This is a genomic window from Ruegeria sp. AD11(2025), assembly GCF_056542405.1.
Genome location: NZ_JBQFZU010000020.1, coordinates 65,891 through 82,941, shown reverse-complemented (window position 1 = coordinate 82,941; position 17,051 = coordinate 65,891). Strand labels below are relative to the sequence as shown.

At 58.0% G+C, this 17,051-nt stretch carries 10 protein-coding genes; 3 read left to right on the top strand and 7 right to left on the bottom strand.

Annotated elements, in window-relative coordinates:
* From ACR1XY_RS17625 to ACR1XY_RS17615, 3 genes are all read right to left on the bottom strand, one after another.
* The coding region (locus tag ACR1XY_RS17625) for a sugar phosphate nucleotidyltransferase (RefSeq protein ID WP_480595140.1) at nt 1–91 on the bottom strand (91 nt) is incomplete at its 3' end.
* Between the two features lie 514 nt (nt 92–605).
* Nucleotides 606–947 carry a Pepco domain-containing protein gene (locus ACR1XY_RS17620; protein ID WP_480595128.1) on the bottom strand — a complete coding sequence of 114 codons (342 nt, stop codon included), beginning with the start codon at nt 945–947 and terminating at the stop codon, nt 606–608.
* 18 nt (nt 948–965) lie between these two features.
* Nucleotides 966–4,169 (bottom strand): CHAT domain-containing protein, encoded by a 3,204-nt coding sequence (locus ACR1XY_RS17615; protein WP_480595125.1) that lies wholly within the window; start codon nt 4,167–4,169, stop codon nt 966–968.
* A gap of 327 nt (nt 4,170–4,496) precedes the next feature.
* Here ACR1XY_RS17615 and ACR1XY_RS17610 point away from each other — a divergent pair, with 327 nt between their 5' ends.
* The 3 genes from ACR1XY_RS17610 to ACR1XY_RS17600 are packed head-to-tail and all read left to right on the top strand — an operon-like array spanning nt 4,497 to nt 6,313.
* A complete protein-coding gene (locus tag ACR1XY_RS17610) occupies nt 4,497–4,739 on the top strand; it encodes a hypothetical protein (protein WP_480595122.1) in 243 nt (80 codons plus the stop codon).
* A gap of 45 nt (nt 4,740–4,784) precedes the next feature.
* Entirely contained in the window at nt 4,785–6,062 is a 1,278-nt protein-coding gene (locus ACR1XY_RS17605) for a hypothetical protein (protein ID WP_480595119.1), read from the top strand.
* A 35-nt stretch (nt 6,063–6,097) separates the two neighbouring features.
* Nucleotides 6,098–6,313 carry a hypothetical protein gene (locus tag ACR1XY_RS17600; protein WP_480595116.1) on the top strand — a complete coding sequence of 72 codons (216 nt, stop codon included), beginning with the start codon at nt 6,098–6,100 and terminating at the stop codon, nt 6,311–6,313.
* Between the two features lie 186 nt (nt 6,314–6,499).
* Here the strand turns inward: ACR1XY_RS17600 and ACR1XY_RS17595 are convergent, their stop codons facing one another.
* The 4 genes from ACR1XY_RS17595 to ACR1XY_RS17580 are packed head-to-tail and all read right to left on the bottom strand — an operon-like array spanning nt 6,500 to nt 16,994.
* A complete protein-coding gene (locus ACR1XY_RS17595) occupies nt 6,500–8,446 on the bottom strand; it encodes a DUF6519 domain-containing protein (RefSeq protein ID WP_480595114.1) in 1,947 nt (648 codons plus the stop codon).
* 12 nt (nt 8,447–8,458) lie between these two features.
* Nucleotides 8,459–11,035, bottom strand: coding sequence for a hypothetical protein (locus ACR1XY_RS17590; RefSeq protein WP_480595112.1), 2,577 nt, complete (start codon nt 11,033–11,035; stop codon nt 8,459–8,461).
* Nucleotides 11,032–14,442: a putative baseplate assembly protein gene (locus tag ACR1XY_RS17585; protein WP_480595109.1), complete on the bottom strand. Its 3,411-nt coding sequence runs from the start codon at nt 14,440–14,442 to the stop codon at nt 11,032–11,034. Before ACR1XY_RS17585 ends, ACR1XY_RS17590 begins: the two co-directional genes overlap by 4 nt.
* The gene (locus ACR1XY_RS17580) at nt 14,439–16,994 is read right to left on the bottom strand and encodes a putative baseplate assembly protein (RefSeq protein WP_480595105.1); all 2,556 of its coding nucleotides are present in this window, start codon (nt 16,992–16,994) and stop codon (nt 14,439–14,441) included. The genes ACR1XY_RS17585 and ACR1XY_RS17580 overlap by 4 nt, the downstream gene beginning before the upstream one ends.
* Nucleotides 16,995–17,051 lie beyond the last annotated feature (57 nt).

Sequence of the window (17,051 nt, the reverse complement as noted above, 5' to 3'; positions counted from 1 at the left end):
GAGACACAAATTGTTTAGGATAGCTCTTACGCGACAAGGGCCACAAACGGGTTCCAGAACCTCCGCAAAGGAGGATGGGCGTAATCAACATAACTGAACCATTCGATTAGAGGTAATTCGCGCTCGGTCCTAGAGAATGGCCATTCCTTTGACAAGCCTCGGGGCTTTTTTTTGATGGAGTTTTCGCAAAACTGCAAAAAATGGGGCGTAGCGTGCATTTTTGCCCGGAAAAACTCTTAACGGATTGGTCTATGGCTCCGGTGCAACTTCATCCAAGTGGTCCAGTTCGATTGCTCAGGCATGACTTGTCTTAGGTCCATCGCGACGACGGTTTCCGTGGCTGGTGGATGATAGCCCATAGCAGTATGCGGTCATTTAGTTTTGCAGTGTTCCTTCCATTTCCCGATCAGGATTTGTGTCTCACGCATGCTGCGGAAAAGCCCCTTTGGCTGGCGTCTTTTCAACTGGAAACGGTTGGTATGTCTGCGCCTTTATCCCAAAGATTGCCTGTCCGGTGAACCATAACGATCTCGGCTCGCGAACATTCAAGTCAGCGTCGGAGGCGATCGATCAGAACATCAATCGATCTCGTGGTGACCCGAATCCTAGTTTGCCCTGGTTCTTCTTTTGAACACGATTTTCATGCTGGAGGTTGCATTGGCGCCCAGGCCTATGCCCATGAACCCCACTTTTCCGTCTGTGCCGACCTGAACGGATATCTCAACGGTATCAAGGTTCACTTCGCCAACCACCGCTTTTTCAGCGGCATCGATCATCGTCGAGACACTTTCAACGAAAGAGGTAACGTTCTGCTCCATCACATCCACACCAACTTCTACAGCGTTCGCCAGCTGTGTGCTCCGGGTTTCGCCACGCGCTGAGGTGGGACGTCCCAGCGTTGAACTCTGCGGTTCAGGAGCGAATATAACAACTTTGTCGAATTTCATTGGTTTACTCCCTTTGTTTCAGGACAATGCAGGCGGAAAACCAAAATGCTGGAATCCAGCCCAGTAGAGCGGTGCGTCAAAGGGTTTCTCGGGCCCTGCAAAATTCTCCGTCAGCCACTGCTCCTGTTCTGTCAGAGCGTTAAGCACCGCATCAGTGTCACCAGAAGCGCCTGTCCCCGCCCCCGATTTTAGCCCGGAAAGACAATCAAGCGTTTCATGGACCGAGAGCTGTCTGAGCCAGTGGCTGGCCAATCCTACCGCACGCGCCTGAGCGCATCCGTTACCCAGCTCGTGCAGTATTCGTGACACCAACAGACATGTTGCCAGGTCGTCTACGCGCCAGGTCGGCGCAATAACGCAGGAAACACCGGCGGCCTGAAGAATGCTTGGAAAACCGAACGGCTCGTCCGAATTGCTGGATTGCGACAGGCCCGCTTCGCAACATGATAGGATCATAAGACGGGTCGCCAGCCGATGTTCGGACACAAGATCGGACAGCGCCATACGACCATCTGAAAACGCTATTTGAGAGGACCACGGATCGTTCGGGCAGAATTCGCCATGTGCTGAAACCAATACACGCGCGTCTTCTGAAATGGCGTTCAAAAACTCTTGCCTTGTCGCCTGTTTACCCATTGCTACCCGTTCGGCAGGGACGTCGTATGCCTCGAGCCGCGCAAAGGGCAGATCGCCGCACGGATCAAGTATCAGACGTGGACCAACACCCGCTTTTGAACTGCGGAGATCGGTGTCGGTGTCGGTGTCGGTGTCGGTATTCAGGAACTCGGCAATCGAATGCGCGACGGAAACCTCATCAAACAGTTGGGATAGAAACCTGCCATCCGGCAATCGTGCATTGCACAGCGGCATAGACCGAAGGACCCGATGAGGCACAATGACGAGCTGGCTGCCGCCATGTCTTAGCTGTGGCGCCAGTTCGTCGATCAGACTGCCAAGCTTATCCAGAACCATACCGCTCATGGATTCTGCAGCGTCCAAAAGCAGGTCCGGCGGGGCGCGTTGCGATGCAAGCGCCTGCTGAATCCGGCGATCGAGTGACCAATCTGTTACTTTCTGCCACGGAGAAAAAACATGATCGCGAAACTCGTCATAGATACAACCATCCATCCAGCGATACGTAACGTCGGCCTCTGCGCCTTGAACAGTGAACAATGCCAGAACGTTGGTGCTGCAAAAGAACGAGAGAATCTGGCGTCCGGATTCCGCGCGAACCCAATCTCTGGCGGCCTCGACTGCGGGCATCATGCCTATAGGTGCTAGCAACTTCTTTTCGTCATCGCCCCCACCGCGGGTGAGCAGCCGCATGAGCCGACCCTTCGCCGCTTCGGCAAATCCCAATGTTTCGTCGGGCGGGCGTTCTGCTTTGACCTTTGTCAGCATCCCAAGCCCGTCAAATCTGCTCCATTCCTGAAGCATCGAGGTCCAAACGATGGGGTCTGCACCCCCATGCGTCAGGCGCTCGAACAATTGGTCGATTGCGTGTTCACATGTGTCGTGTGCTTTGGTGTATTCACCTTTCTGCAGCAGAACCTGTGTGCGCAGCCCGGCTGATCGAATTTTCTCATCACCGATTGGTGCATTTGCCGCCATCAGACGTGCGGCTTCGTCGATCTCATGTTCGGCTTCTTCTGGGCGCGATAGCTCCAGCAGAATGCGACCGCGGTTCGTATGAAGCATCGGCCCCAGTTGATCGATGTATTCTCCGGGGTCTGGTTTCACCGCGATCGCTTTGTCAATTGAAACAAGCGCCCGGTCAAACAGCTTTAATTCGCGTAGCGCGTTGGAAAATGAGTTCCAGAATATGCAGCGCGTCCGTGCATCGGTCATTTTTATCAGCGGCTCAAGGTCTTCGTGCAGCAGTAGCGCCTCCCGCTTTCTGCGTGCCTCGGAAAGCCGCATCGCTTTTTCCAGCAGAACATCGACGCGTCGTTCCCCTTCAAGATCGGGCAGCATCTCATCCAGCACCTTGAGGGCAAAATCCGGTTGCGCGATGGCGCTCAAAAGGTTGTTGTATTGAAGCCCGATCAGAAAAACCTGATCCTTGTCGCCAATTTCCCTTGCAGCAGTATATGAAGCTTCCAGCGCCGCCCGCGCTTCGCCCAGGCCCGAGATGCCAGTATCCGCCGCAATGCCAAGCTGTACTGCATAGTCGAGCATTCTCTTTAAGAGGTCGACTAACCTGTTTTCATCGACCGTGTTGGAGGCCGCGCGTTTGAGGCGGAGTGCGGTTGTATAGGCCGCAAATGTCTGGGCAACGTCCAGATTTCCGGGACGGCCGGTTCCTTGGCCAAGCGCCAGCCACAAATCCGCGTGAAGGTCCGGATCGAGCGGAACTTGCGTCGTCTCGACAATATCCAAACCGCGACGCGCCAGCCTGACGGCTTTGCGCAAACTGTGACCAGACGGTTGGCCTTCGGATTCATGAAACGAGAAATCCCGTAGATAGCTGGCCAGCTCGGACAACGCCTGACGGGCTGCATTTTCGTCGCTGCCTGCTTCGGTCGCGCGAAAAACAAACTCAAGCCCGTAATCGAGCGCGTCGGCGGTGACGAGTCGTGCCGAAGACAGTTGCTCAAACCCATCAAAAAGAGGTTTCGTGTCCGCCCCTTCCTTGGTCAGATTCCTGGCGTGCGCCAGGTAGTCGTCGAAGTTGACCGGCAGGTTGTGACCTGATGTAGGTCCGATCACGCCTCCGAAGTCGCCGTCTGCTGTGGCGTGAATCAAACGGAATAACAATCTGAGCAATGCTCTGGTGGGCGTGGCGTCGGGCTTGGCTGATCCATCCGCATCGTGAATTAAAGATTGGAGGCGAGGTAACAATGGATGGGACATTCCGTGCACTAGCGCCAGATCAAGCGATATCTGTGCTGCTTCGAAATCGCTCAAGAAACGGCCCTGTATGACTGCTTTGTCCCAATACAGGTCAGGAATTGTTGGATAAGTTTCCACCGCATAATCGAGCTGTGTCAGAAGGTTTTCGGAAATATCAGGAGGCGGGGTGACCTGCAAAACCTCAGCGACTTTCAGGCGATATTCAACAGCGGCACCGATCGCAAAGGCTTCGGCCCTGCGTAACGCGTCACTATCACGTTCGGATCGCGCGCTGGCTATCAGCTTTGCAGCACGAAAATAACGCCGAGTTCGCTTCTGGAATTCCGCTTGTTCAATAGTTTCAGTCTCGAAATCGTTTAGCTGGCTCATCCGACGCCCCGCTCGAAAACACGAGAAGTCTAGCATATTTTCCGGCCTTGATCGAAGTTGCGAAGGCCGAGAGCTTGATCTGCGTCGGAAAACCAATACTTACTTGTTAGACCGCGCGAATAATCAGTGTTCAAAAAATCTCGATCGTTTTTAGTGTCTGAGCCCCGGGACTCGTTCGCGTCGCTTGATCAAGGCGCGGATTCCAGCGGAACAGCCGATCCATTCAATTGAAAAATTGCGCGAAATATACTAAAATCGGCGCATTCAAGATGATCTGAGATTAATCAGTTCGGATGCGTTTGGTGCCCGAACGAACAGGAGGCTTGAATGGCAAACCAAGCAAAAAGAAAACTCAGTACCCGCAAGGGCAAGGTTCAGGTCAGACCGCAGCCCTCGGCAATGTCTGCTCTGGGAGAGCGGGCCGAAGCGTCAGGCCTGATGACCCCTCAAATGCTGAGCGAGCGTGACGAAAAAGTTTCAAGTAAGCGTCGCACGGGTGGCCCGGCTCTTGAGGAGGACAACTCCGAGAGCAGTGGCAGTGACGTAAACCCAACCGATTTGGACTACTGATCAGATGATCGCATTTTTTACGGCAATACATCCACGGAGGTCGCTATGCCCTCGACTCATCAACCAAGTATTTTCAATACAGTAAACCTTACCGATTTTGACACCAACGGCCAAACCTCGACGGTTGGCGAACCTACGGTTTCCCAGAACGGAAACCAGCTTCTGGCAACTGGAAACTGGTATGCAAGCCGCTCTTTGGATGGCGGCCAAAGCTGGTCCCATATGAGTCCGTTCACGCTTTTCCCTCCGGTCGACAACGGGTTCTGCTGCGACCAGACTACCGTATATGACCCAAGCCGCGATTTGCTGATCTGGCTTCTGCAATATGTTGAGAGGGACGGAAGCAACACGCTCAGGCTTGCCGCCAAACAGGGACGGACCCTGGGAAACGATGCGTGGAACCTGTGGGATTTTACACCGTCCGGTGTTGATCCGGACTGGGACGAAGAATGGTTCGATTATAATCACGTTTTGCTGTCCGAGAATTATCTCTACGCTGGTACCAACGTGTTTTCAGTTGGTACCAACATCTTTACACGATCCATTATCTTGCGGATTTCATTGGATGAAATTGCTGCTGCGTCCGGACTTTCTTTCGACATTTTCGAGACGCAGGACAATTTTTCCCTGAGATGCGTTCAGGGCGCACGCGGCGCTATGTACTTTGCCAGCCATAATTCGAACTCGCAAATACGTGTATTCAGGTGGCCCGAAACGTCGCCAGATGTTGAAGAGTTTGATATCGACGTCACGCCATGGTTTGCAGGAAGCTATTCCTCGCTGACGGCAGGTGGTGGTGACTGGATGTCGCGGACCGATCCGCGCATTACCGCCGGATGGCTGGGGCGGGGAACGTTAGGCTTTATGTGGACAGCCAACCGTCAGGCCAACAGGCAGCGCCCGTTTGTCCGAACCGTCCGTATCGATGAGGCGACGATGACCCTGATTGATGAGCCGGATATCTGGAACAGTCAAATCGCGTTTGCCTATCCATCCACCGCGGTCAATCGGTTCGGAGATGTCGGGCTGTCGCTCTTTGCTGGCGGAGGTAATCTGCATCCAAGCCATGTCGTCGGAACCTATGACGATATCGACGGGCTATGGCGGTTGCTTCTTGCACGACGGGGAACGGACACACCCACCTTGATGAAATGGGGCGATTACACCAATTGCTCCGAGGTTGCCCATGACGGATTCACATGGTTGGCGGCAGGGTACACGTTACAGGGCGGGGGCAATCAGAGCGATATTGAACCGACAATGACCTGGTTCGGACAACAGCGATACGACACACCAAGCCGTCGACCGCCTGTGATCGTCTGATCCTGCATCTTTTATTTAATTCAGGGACCGAAATCATGCACAGAGCCATTAAATCACAAGGTGTTTCAGCGTTTGTTCGTCAGGAAGGGCCTTGGCTGCTTATTGCCTTCGTAATTGCCGATCTGTTCTACAAATGGGGATCTTTCGCGCTGGAATGTGTCGGTTTTCTGGCAACTTGGTACGGGTTGAGCCTGATAGCCAGCCTGGTCCTGCGCCTTTTGGGAGGGCAAAAGTCCGCCCTGGAAGACTGAGCCGGCGATCACAGGTTATCCTTAGGAAGACCCGGACCGTGGCGATTGTCTGGGGCGGGTGTTGGATCTGTCTTTCATCTGCAAATCAATACTCAAATCAGGGCTATCAAGGTCGGGCGGACCTGAAAACGCATCCGTGCAACATTGCCTGAACGGGTAGTAACCAGGCTCGGGTCGCAACTGCCGTCATTCAAAGCGTTTTGCTTCCCGAAGGATTTCACTGGCCCTGCTGCGGGGAAAGGCGCGACCACTTGCCGGGCTCAGAATTTCAACCAGCTTGTCAAGACTAAGCTGGGCCAACGCGGCCGCATCTTCGATACCGGCGGCAATTAGCCGTTCAGCAGAGATGTCGCCGACCCCCGGAACGTCATTCACCGGTGTGATGGAGGTGTTTGATGAGCCTGAAGGGGCGGGTGACGACTGTTTCACACGCCGGATCAGATCACTTTCAACCCGTGGGTCACCATCGTCTGCTATCCGAACTGCCGTCCTGACAATACTTGCCGCTGGAACTCCGGCTTCGAGATAGGATTCCGCGACCAATTCAGCCCGGCGCGCGCCCAGTGCCAATCCGACCGGTTCGGGCTCGATTGAGATCGAGCGGATCTCGACCTGATGAAACGAGCCGGTTTCGATAGAACTGCGCAGGTGAGAAATGTTTGCTGAAAGCGTCTCGATCGAGGCGTCGAGTGGTGTCGCCGTTTCGGCTTCGAATTCGATAATGCCCAACGTCTGACGCGAGAATTCGGGTTCCGGTTCCGGAGGCTCGGATTCACTTGGCGATGTCAGAGCGCAAAGTGACGGGAAAACACAGCGGCACTCGTCTTCCGCACAGGTGACGCGCCCGTTTTCGTCCAGATCGATGCGGCGCAGCGGCGCCAGATGGTGCCGGATGCCGCGCGGCGACAGGGCTTTGGGCCAGGGCGAACCATCCGGGCCGGTTTCCTGCGGCCACAACACATCCGCAGTCGCGGTGCGGGCCGGGATTTGCCAGTAGTCGCCGGTTTTGTAGTCGCCGCCCTGTTCGAACCAGATCTGCACACCGTCCTCAAGCTCGATCCATTTGGCTTCCTGTACCGGGATTGCAGCCGATCCCTGATCCCAGCGCCGTAGTATCGGGTGGGTGTTCGCGGTTTCAGTGAAAACCGGCAGCACTGTGCCTTCAGGTACCAACAAGGTTATCTCGGCGTTTACACGATCGACTGTTGCCACTTCGAACAAGGGCCAAGGGGTCGACGTAAGCTCGGATCCGTCATCGAGGATTTCGACCCAGTCGCCTTCTTTCAACCCCCGCGCCTGATCCGGTCCGAGGCTTTCTAGTGTTGCGGTAGCGCCCTCAAGGCTGCGTATTCCAAACACAACCGAACCGTTGTCGCGCGACCATTTGAAAGTTGCTTGTCCCTTTGCACCTCCCACAGCGCCCGCGTCATGTATCTCGACCCGGTACAGCTGGTTTTCGGGTCCCCGGTACTGAGCTGTCGGCGGCACCAAACAGGGGTCTTCGGATGGCATGTCGACCTTTGCTCGTGCCCGAAGGCAGCGCGGCAAGGTCAACGGGTTGCGGACCAGGGCATCCAGTAGTTCTTCGCACCCCAGGTCTTCGTCGCCCTCTTTGCCCAAAGCCGCAACTTTGACCTGGCAAACGATCTTGGCGCGTGTTGCGGTGTCCGGTCCGCCCAGGGCCAGTTCGCGGATGCCATCGGCCTGCAGGTGGTTCAGATGCCGTTCCCATACGTCGAGATATACAAGATACCGCCCGCCGGGGCTGAGTTCTTCCTTACCGCCTTCGGTGACCGGGAAGTCGGGTTGCGTCGTATAGCGGATCGGCACCGCTTCACCCTGCGGTGGGCAATGCAGATCGGGCATCAGTTCGCAGGCTATGCCATCGACATAGTAGCGCCCCCAGCCGATTTCGAAATCGCACAACAGATCGTCGGAACAAGAGATCTTGAACCCGTCACCCGGCCCGCCGTGCGGCCCAATCAGGTCGGCGGCCAGATTTCGGGTCTGCTCGAGCAGGATGGACACCTGTTCGTTCCAGTCGGCGTCCAGCAAAACGCGCCCTTGCTGCATGAGGACTCGGGCATATCCGTGCTGTCGGTGGTAACTGTCGCGGCTGAGGTCGGCTTTCATGGTTCCACCCTCCTAATTGGCAAAAATGAGCCCGGCGGATATTCCGGCGGGAACGTAATCAGCAAGCCGCGCAGTCAGCGCAGCCGTGCGTTGCGGTTGGAAAAGACTATGGAATGCACCCATCTCAGAAGCATCGCTCGCGCCGTCGCGAATGCCAGGCGAAGTGCACAAATCAAGCTGACAATATGCAGGTCTTCCATATCGCCGAGCGGTGAATATTGGTCGCATTTCGGAAGCCGCCGCACTGCGCAACCCTGCTATATAGTCGGCGGCGTCACCTTCAAATTCATATGCCGAGATGTTTGCGCTCAAATGCGGTGGGTCGGCCGGAGCAGCGGCAACCAAATTAGCCGTCAGCACGGCACATTCACCAGGGCCCAGACTTGACAGCTCCCACACAGGCGGATCGCTGTCGGCGATCAGGGCACCTCGGCTGACGGTCACATCGGAGCCGCTTTCAAAGGCACTTCCGGTCGGATCATCTGCGTCTCGGGGTGGCAGGATTGTGACCACGAGGTTCTTGGCGGAGTTGGGCCCAAGATTGTCAATGCCGAGCGTCAGCGTAAAGGGTTGACCGATGCCAGGAGCTACTTCGGTTGTATCGAGTCGAAGTCGCAGATTGGCTGTTTCGGGTGAAGCGCCGGATGGCCCGGTCGCCGTGCCACCAATTTCGACAGGCACTGAAACCGAGCCGCTTACAGGTAATTCGGGCAATGCGGACAGCGCCGCTTCGATCGCAAGATCCGGTTGGCACCGGTAACGGCGCGGTGTTCGTGAACCGACCGGAACATGACAAAACCGGATACAGCCGATTTGCCGGCGGGCGACGCGTACATCGCCGGTGAAAATGCTGTCTTCGGCTAACAGGATCGCGTGGGTTTGCACCTTGCCGATCAGGGTCGAGCGGCGGATGTCCAGAGTCGCGTGCGCCAATGGCCAGGATGGCGCACCAATCACCTCGCGCGTGTCCGAAGAGGCATCGATGATGCTGTCATGAATTGAAACGGCGACCGGGTCCGCGCCCACTTCGTCCAGGCTGATCTGGATCGGACCGAGAATCGAGCGATCGATCACTAACGAGACAGGTCCGTCAACCAGATCGAGGCTCGGCTCGCCGGGTCGGTCCGGGATGCAATCCGAGGTTAGGCTCCAGCCGGGCACCAGCGTGACATGGCGTATCCGCAGTTCCGCGAGCGGTCCCCTGATTTGCAGACCGCGCCCGGCGACGACAAGGCCATCGATGCAAAAACGACTGCTTGTACCACCTCTAATTACCAAAGCATCGCCGCGGGCAGAGCGATAATCCAGTAGGCGCAACACAGCGCGGCTCTCTTCCCGGCTGCGCAATTGTAAACTTTGACCATCGCGCAGATCGACAGTCAGCCGTTCGGTATAGACGCCGCCGTCGGTGATTTCGATGACCGCATCGTCGGGATCCTCTTCCCGCCATTTGGCAAGGGCGGCCGTGATTTCGCTGAACTCCGCCTCTTTGCCTACGAAGTACCGAGATGCCGCTGCAGGTTCGGTGGGGTTGCGCAGGTACGGCCCGCCGCCTGTTTCGTCCGAGAACCCGTAGTGATAGCGCACATGCACATCTCCGCCGGGAATCTGGCGTGTGTGAAAGGCTATGCGACCGAGCTCGGGATCAACGGCCACCTGATCGCGCGCCGGGCGATAATGCCATCCGCCGAGATTCGTCGAAACGATCCGTTCTGCAGGTACTAGACCGCTTTGCCCGGTCTCCGGCCAGTCGCTGACCCATATCGCAAGGCTCTTGCCCGGCCCATAGTAGGTTTCCGTGTTGTCCGCAAAAAGCCGCCGTTCGATCTGGATCGGTAGATTCCGAGGTTCGGCAATAGCGTCCTCTCCTGTTTCGGGAACAGGCAATGCGAACAAAGGCGCGTCGTTTCCAAGAACGCTGAAGGTATATAACCCTGATCCCTGATCCTCGCGCGCATAGGCGGGCTCGTATTCGATCGTGTAGGGTTTCAGGCGCCAGGCAAACAGGCCGACGCTGGGAATGTTGTGCCTGCCCGGCGTACGGGTCGAGGTGATCCGGCGGACATCGACACCGTGTGCAAGCTGCTCGAAAGGTCCGCCGAGATGAGCCAGGGCCATCCCATCGCGCAGATCGACCGTGCGTCCGCGGCCAAGGCGTTGGTGATTGAGCGGCTGCATCCAGGCCAGCAATCCATAAAACTCGACCGCGCGGGACGGCCAGTCTGCCGTATCCGCCGCGATCAGTTCCAGCAGGGGCAGCGTCCCCTTGCGGCGGCGATCCCGGATGCTGTTGGCCACGGCCCGGCGCGGCGTCAGGACCGACGACAGCGCGGCACCGCGCGCTCCGTCGGTGTGAACCTGTGGGGGCGCTTCATAACCGATCAAGGCGCCAATGTAGGGAACAACCCAGTCTTCACAGGTTTCGATGAACCAATTGTCGTATTGCTGTTCAATGTCGGTCTCAAGCACATCAACCTGTTCGGTGATGACCTGGAGCAACGCGCGCAGCGGTTCACCCCGCTCGACGTCGCGCTTGCGGTGAACAGCGGGTAACAGCTTATACAGCCGGTCTGGATCGCGCAGTGTCATGTCGTCACCTCGGTCAGGATGAGAGTGTCGGGCAGGTTTGCATTCAGAAACACAAGCTGCGCTGCTCTGATCGTTCCGTTTTCCCGATGGGCAAGTCCCGCGCTCAGATACGAAGGCACGGGTTCGTGCGCCGAACGCTTAGTAAACTCAGCGAGCCGCTCGGCCAGGTTTTCAGGCGAGGCTGCGTCGCTCTCGCGGAGGGCCTCGAACAGATCTACATCGACATAAGCGACGCCGGGAACCTGCTGCATGGTGGCGACAACCTCACTCAAACGAACGGGTTGGCCGAGGTCGCGCCGGGTAAACCCGAATTGCTCAAGCAGCGTAGCACGCAAGGGCGGTTCGACATGTTCCCACAGGTGGTCCGGATGAACCGCAACTTTTGCGCTCAGGAAAAGATAGGCCGCCTGCCTTGGGGCCAGAACGACCGGGACCGAGGGGTCGCCAAACTCGGCAAGCGCTGTCCTCAGGTTTCGGCACAGCTGTGATTGCAGGTCGATCGGCGCATCATCAGCCCCCGCCAGCGTCACATGCACAACATTGCGGCCGCCATCCGACAGCCGGACGGCATGGGCCTTGTCGATACCGGCATAGAGAACTGAGAAATCCGTGTAATCCTCGACCGAAACCAGACGATCCAGCGCGCGGGTAGCAAGCGGCACGCGCTTTCGGGCCTGATCGCGGGTTTCACGATTGGCTCCACCGCTGGCGGCCCGAGGATTGAACACCTCTTTGACCCCGAGCGGCTTGGACCCAAGCGTGGGGATCTGGCCAGCGCTGACATTGCCCGGTGCGCCGATCCCGATGCGATAAGTCGCGCGGACGTTTTCGGACCCACTTGGCAATCTTGCGCCCGTCAGACCATCGCCGAAGGTGGCGAAGGTATTATCGTCATTGTCGGTGCTGGTCTGGTAACCCCGATCATCAGGCCCCAGTGTCAGAAGCGTTTCGCTCTGATGCCAGAGAATATCGTTTACCCGGACCGAAAGCGTGCTGTTCGTCCCTTTGGGCGTTGGCGCCGAGACATGCGTCACAGGGCCATGGGCCAGCGCAAAGGTTTGCAGGCGGGCTGCGCTGTCACCGCTGCCGATGGTTTCGGAAACGGTCTCGCCATGGGTAGCAAGCACGACATTGGCGTTCAGCAAAACGCTGTCGCGCCTGTACGTATAGGCGAGCGGTTCAGCCAAGGTGATCCGGGTGTGCAGCGTATCGCCGGGCAGGTCAATGACATTGCCGTTTGGTCCGATGATCTGTGCCGGGCGATGTGCAATGCCTGCAATCATGGCCAGTTCGGTGGCTTCCACTTCTGGAACGACCTGACCATCACTTGTCAGAACATCCGTGCGATGTCCGGTGATGGCGAGCCAACGACCGGCCTCCAGACCTTCGTACAATCCGTCGAGCTGGATCTCGGCCCCGGATACATCCGAGGTGATCGGCTCCTGAGCCAGGGGCAGGGGATCGTTTGCAGCCAGAACCTTCAGCCCGCGAATGTCGCCCAGCGTCGCCTCGCGCCCGGTCAGCCATGGTTCATCAAGCAGAACATGGGTCACAGTTTGAGAGATGCCATAGTCGGATCGCGCGGCGTTCCGGACTGCCAGCACATCGAATATGCGCCAGCCCTCGGCAGGGTGATCGATCAGAAGCAGGCCGCCGGGGACTATTCCGTCGTATTCCGCGTCAAGAGACAGAACGCTTGCAGCCGTTGGCGTGCCTGCGAAACCGGTGTCGTTGCGCTGAACGGTCAAAGTCGTTCCGGCTGCGTCCATCGTCAACGTTGCTTGCCGATCCCGAGAAACGTTAACTTGGACAGGAGGTTGTCCGGCGAAGATTCCCTCTGACACGCCGTCGATGCTTACGCTGATCCCCGAATTGGGCACAACTGCTGCGGCAAACACCGGCCCGTGAGTCGTCGCGGTAATTGCGATCGTACGCCCCGAGCCGACAGAGCCAGTATCCGCACCCCAGATGACGCGAATTGCGCTTAATCTGAATTCCGCTGTTGAATCGAGCGGGCCTGTATACTGCGCCTCGATGCGGATGGGCACATCGTCGATGTCGGTATTCAGGCTTTGTTGACGACCGCCTGGCACCGCGTCAGCGTTGGAAAGTTCGGACAGGCGTATCGTAATCTGTGGCGACGAAACCATCGGGTCCCAGATGCGAAGGGAGAGAGTGATTGGCGCTGCTTGTCCGGCGTCCAGATCGACCTCTTGCAGAAATGCCGCCGCCAATAGGGGCGGGCCACCGGCCTCTACCCGCGCTTCGACCGAGAGACTGCTGCGCATCTCGGCCAGCGGCCATTCGCGTCGCAGAACCTCGCCTTCATCGCGATAGATAAAATCCAGCGGCGCGGTGGCACCAAACGGTGTTGCCGAAACACGGAGCGCTTCGGCACCAAGCCGTTCCTCGGGTCTGCTGCCAGTCACCGATGCGTTTGCATAGGCTGCAAACAGCGGTTGGCGAATGCCGGGCATCAGTTCGGCCATGACCTGCGGCCCCAGATCGGCAGTGGCGTCATATACACGGGCGGAATCGCGGACGAGCCTGAACCGCGAGGCCGGTTGGTCAGATGGCGGTTCCCGCAGCGCGGTTAGCACGTCATCAAGCTGCTGCAGCGGGCTGGTTGGGTTTCGTACCTCGATGTCGGGCTCAGTGGGGACGTGCCGAACCTCTCTGTCCGCATATTTGATCAAGGTCCAGCCCGCGTCGGCATCGGTTTCCACCGCCCGCACGTCAAAGGGCAGGCGATGCCCCGGACCTGTAAGCAAAATGACCTGACCGGTTTCGATCCCGGTGGTGGTACCATCCAGATAGATTTCTCGGACACCCTCAAAACCCGTCGCGGGGAACAGCGTTTGTGGCTGAAACAATCTGGGCGTCAGGGTGCCCCATCTGTCTCGCGCCTCGAGATCATAGCTGGTTTCGAACGGCTCGGCGTTTTCGCCGGGCTCTGGCAGGCTGCGCGCCAGTGTACCTGCCGGAATTGTCACTTCGTAGCCGTCTTCCAACGTGAAGGCGAGATAAACGCTGGCAGCGACACCCGGACGCAACCGATACCCCACAAGTCGTCCCAGCTCCAGGATCGAGCGCCGCTCGGTTGCGGTGGCCAGATAGCCCTCGTTGGCGATCCGTTCCTGATAGAAGGCCAGCACGTCCGATACCACAGCCCAGGCATCCAGCAGTGCAATTGACGGGTCGTCCATGTCGCGCGTGGTCAGGCGGTGCAGGGGGCGCGAGCCGCCCGGCAATTCGTGACTTGTAAGCCGCGCGATCATTGTCGCAAAGAACTCGGGATGCGTACCGATCCTTGTTGCAATCTCGGTCAGGCCGGATCGGTTATGGATGGTTCGGGGGGTGATGGGGCCGACGCCTTCGCAGCACCCGCATGTGGGGTCGATACTCATCTGCCACCTCTCATGTCAAAGACAACGCGTCCGTTTTCGGGTGCATTGGGATCGCTGTCCGCCCGTGCAATTTCAAGCGGCCCTATCGGCAGCACCCCGGCCGCCAGCTCGCCATTGGGGCCTTCGTACCGGCGCTCGAGACGCGTAACCGTCACGCTCTCTACCCCTTCGATCGCTTGCGCTGCAGCCATAAGCGAACTGAGTGCTACATCCTCACCAAAACTCAGCCTGTCGGGATGAAACAGCCCCAGGCTGCCGTCCGGCAGGCATTCGGACCCGAAGTCAGCCTCCAGATTGCGCCTGACCGCAGCCCGCAAATGGGTTGGGTCGACACAAATGACCATGCAGATATCAATCGGCACCTGCATGGCTGGACGTACAGCCAGATCATGTCCGATACGGCGATACCGGTTCAGGTCCTTGAGAACCTCATCCAGCAAGCCCTCGTCTGCGATGGCCTGCCCTGTCGGGTCGACGGCAACACGTATCTCGTACCAGCTGCCGTTCCAGCGCTGTTCTGCCGCTGCACGATGAACTTTCGGGTGTCGCTCAGCAATTTCGGCGTAGTCGGCAGGTGTGACGGCGCGTGCAAGATGCTGTCCAAATCCGTGCGGCGCGAAAAGCTTGGCCTCGTCGATGGGCTCCGGTGCAGAACCCCCGATGGCAGGCAGCGGATTTCTCGGAGTCAGGATCAGCCCGTCAATCAACGTATCATGCACAGGGATCGTCAACTTGTCAGCCCCGACATTGCCCTGCGGCCCGCTGCCGATACGACGCCTTGCGTGGATGCGGTGGAACGGGTCCGGGGTGCGGCCGGTGCGGTTGTCGCCAAACCGCAGGATCGCCTGGTGCCGGGCGTCGATATCCGCAACCACATGTGCATCTCGTGCGCCGCTTGTCAGCAAGTCGCGGACCACCGTCCAGTTCCGCGAGACCTGGCCGGGCGGGATGCTGATCGGGGTGCCGGACGGCACACAATCAGGGTCTGGTTCACTGACGATGATCAGACCAGGCAGGGCCTGACGGGGATCCTGACGTAGACTGTGGGTTGCTGGTGCGGCGTGATCAACGGGGGATGCAAAGGTCAGCGGGCCTTGAATTGGCACATGTGCGAAGCATCCGGCGCGCGGGGTGATCTCAGCCACGCGTCCCTCGGACAGACAGACCGGCGGATCAACTGCTAGGGGTATGCATCCCAGATCCTCGGATAGCCGCCAGCGTCCGTGATCTGCAAGAACGACATTGCCGCGCACGACCGAAACATTCTCGAGAAGTCTGCATTCCGGTGGAGGCCCGACGGTTGAGATGCAAAACGGCACGGGAAGCGCGTCTTCTTCGCCCCATTTCACGCTCAGCACAGGCTGGCCGTTCAGGGGATCGATTGCCGGTTCAACAGCGGTCAGTCGTACTGCGTGACGGTGCGTTGGATCTGCGTCAGCACCGTTTCCAGTCTCTGGCCCAAGGCGCTCTTCGAAAATCAGAATATCACCGGGTTGCAGATCAAGAGCGCGTGTCCCTTTCCAATCCTGATCGTTTCCGGGGTCTGTCGGATCGCAATCGGAGTCATCAAGATTGGTCGTGTCCTGCTCACCGGGTTCTGGAACCGGCTCCGGTTCGGGCGGTGACCCATCCACCAACGTAGTTCCGGTGGCGCCCTTGGGCAGGCAGCACAACCGGTCGCCCCAAGTATAAACATGGATTTCGTTATGAGCCGCGCGTAGCTGCAACATAGTTTCAGGATCGGAGACAAGCGGCGCGAAAACCTCGTAAAGCGACTCGTCGATACCATCGAATGCGGCCCAGTTCGGAACCGAACCGCTGGTGTCCGGTGCGCCGGCAAAGCTGGTGGTGAAGGACAGGCTACCAGCACGGATGTCCCTGTCCTGACTGGTACCAATCGCCACCCAGGTTCGGGCATTACACCCTTCGTGAAGGTGGTAATCGACCAGTCGTGCATGGCGTTTCACCGAGACCCGGCGGCGCGCTGTGCCCAGATAGGCTTCGGTGGCAACGGCGTCCTGATAGTAGCTCAGATAGTCACCCGCATAGGCCAGAAGCTCGACCAGAGTGATGCCGATATCTGGTATGTGGCGCTCGGTCCAATCGGGCATGGTGACCGCAAGGCGATCAAGGATCAATGCGCGGAAACTTGCATAATCTTTGGCGAGATAATCGATTTCGGGCTGTGGCGGTGTGATCTCGGGGCAAGTGCGCTCGACCTTGCAGTCGATATCTGACGCGCAGTTGGCCTTGAAACTGAATTCAAGGCATCTGTAGCGCGGGTCAAACGGGGCGCCCTCGGCCAGATTGGTCAGGCACAGGCAATATGTCGAGAAATCGCCGGGCCGATCCACCGTCAGCACTACGCAGTTGTCGCGTTCGGGGTCTGTTTGAGGACATAGTCGCAGATCGATGATAGTTATCCCGGTCTCTCGCACACCACCGCAAATCTCAAAGTTCTCCAACTGCAAATCTTCGGGCGCTGGACCCAGGAAATAGACCGTCAATTCACGCTGGTCGTCGCTGACCTCAAGGTAGTCCAGTCCGTTCATGTCAGCAGCCCGCACCATGTCTCGGCGACCTTCGTCACGGCAGGTCAAACCTGTTTT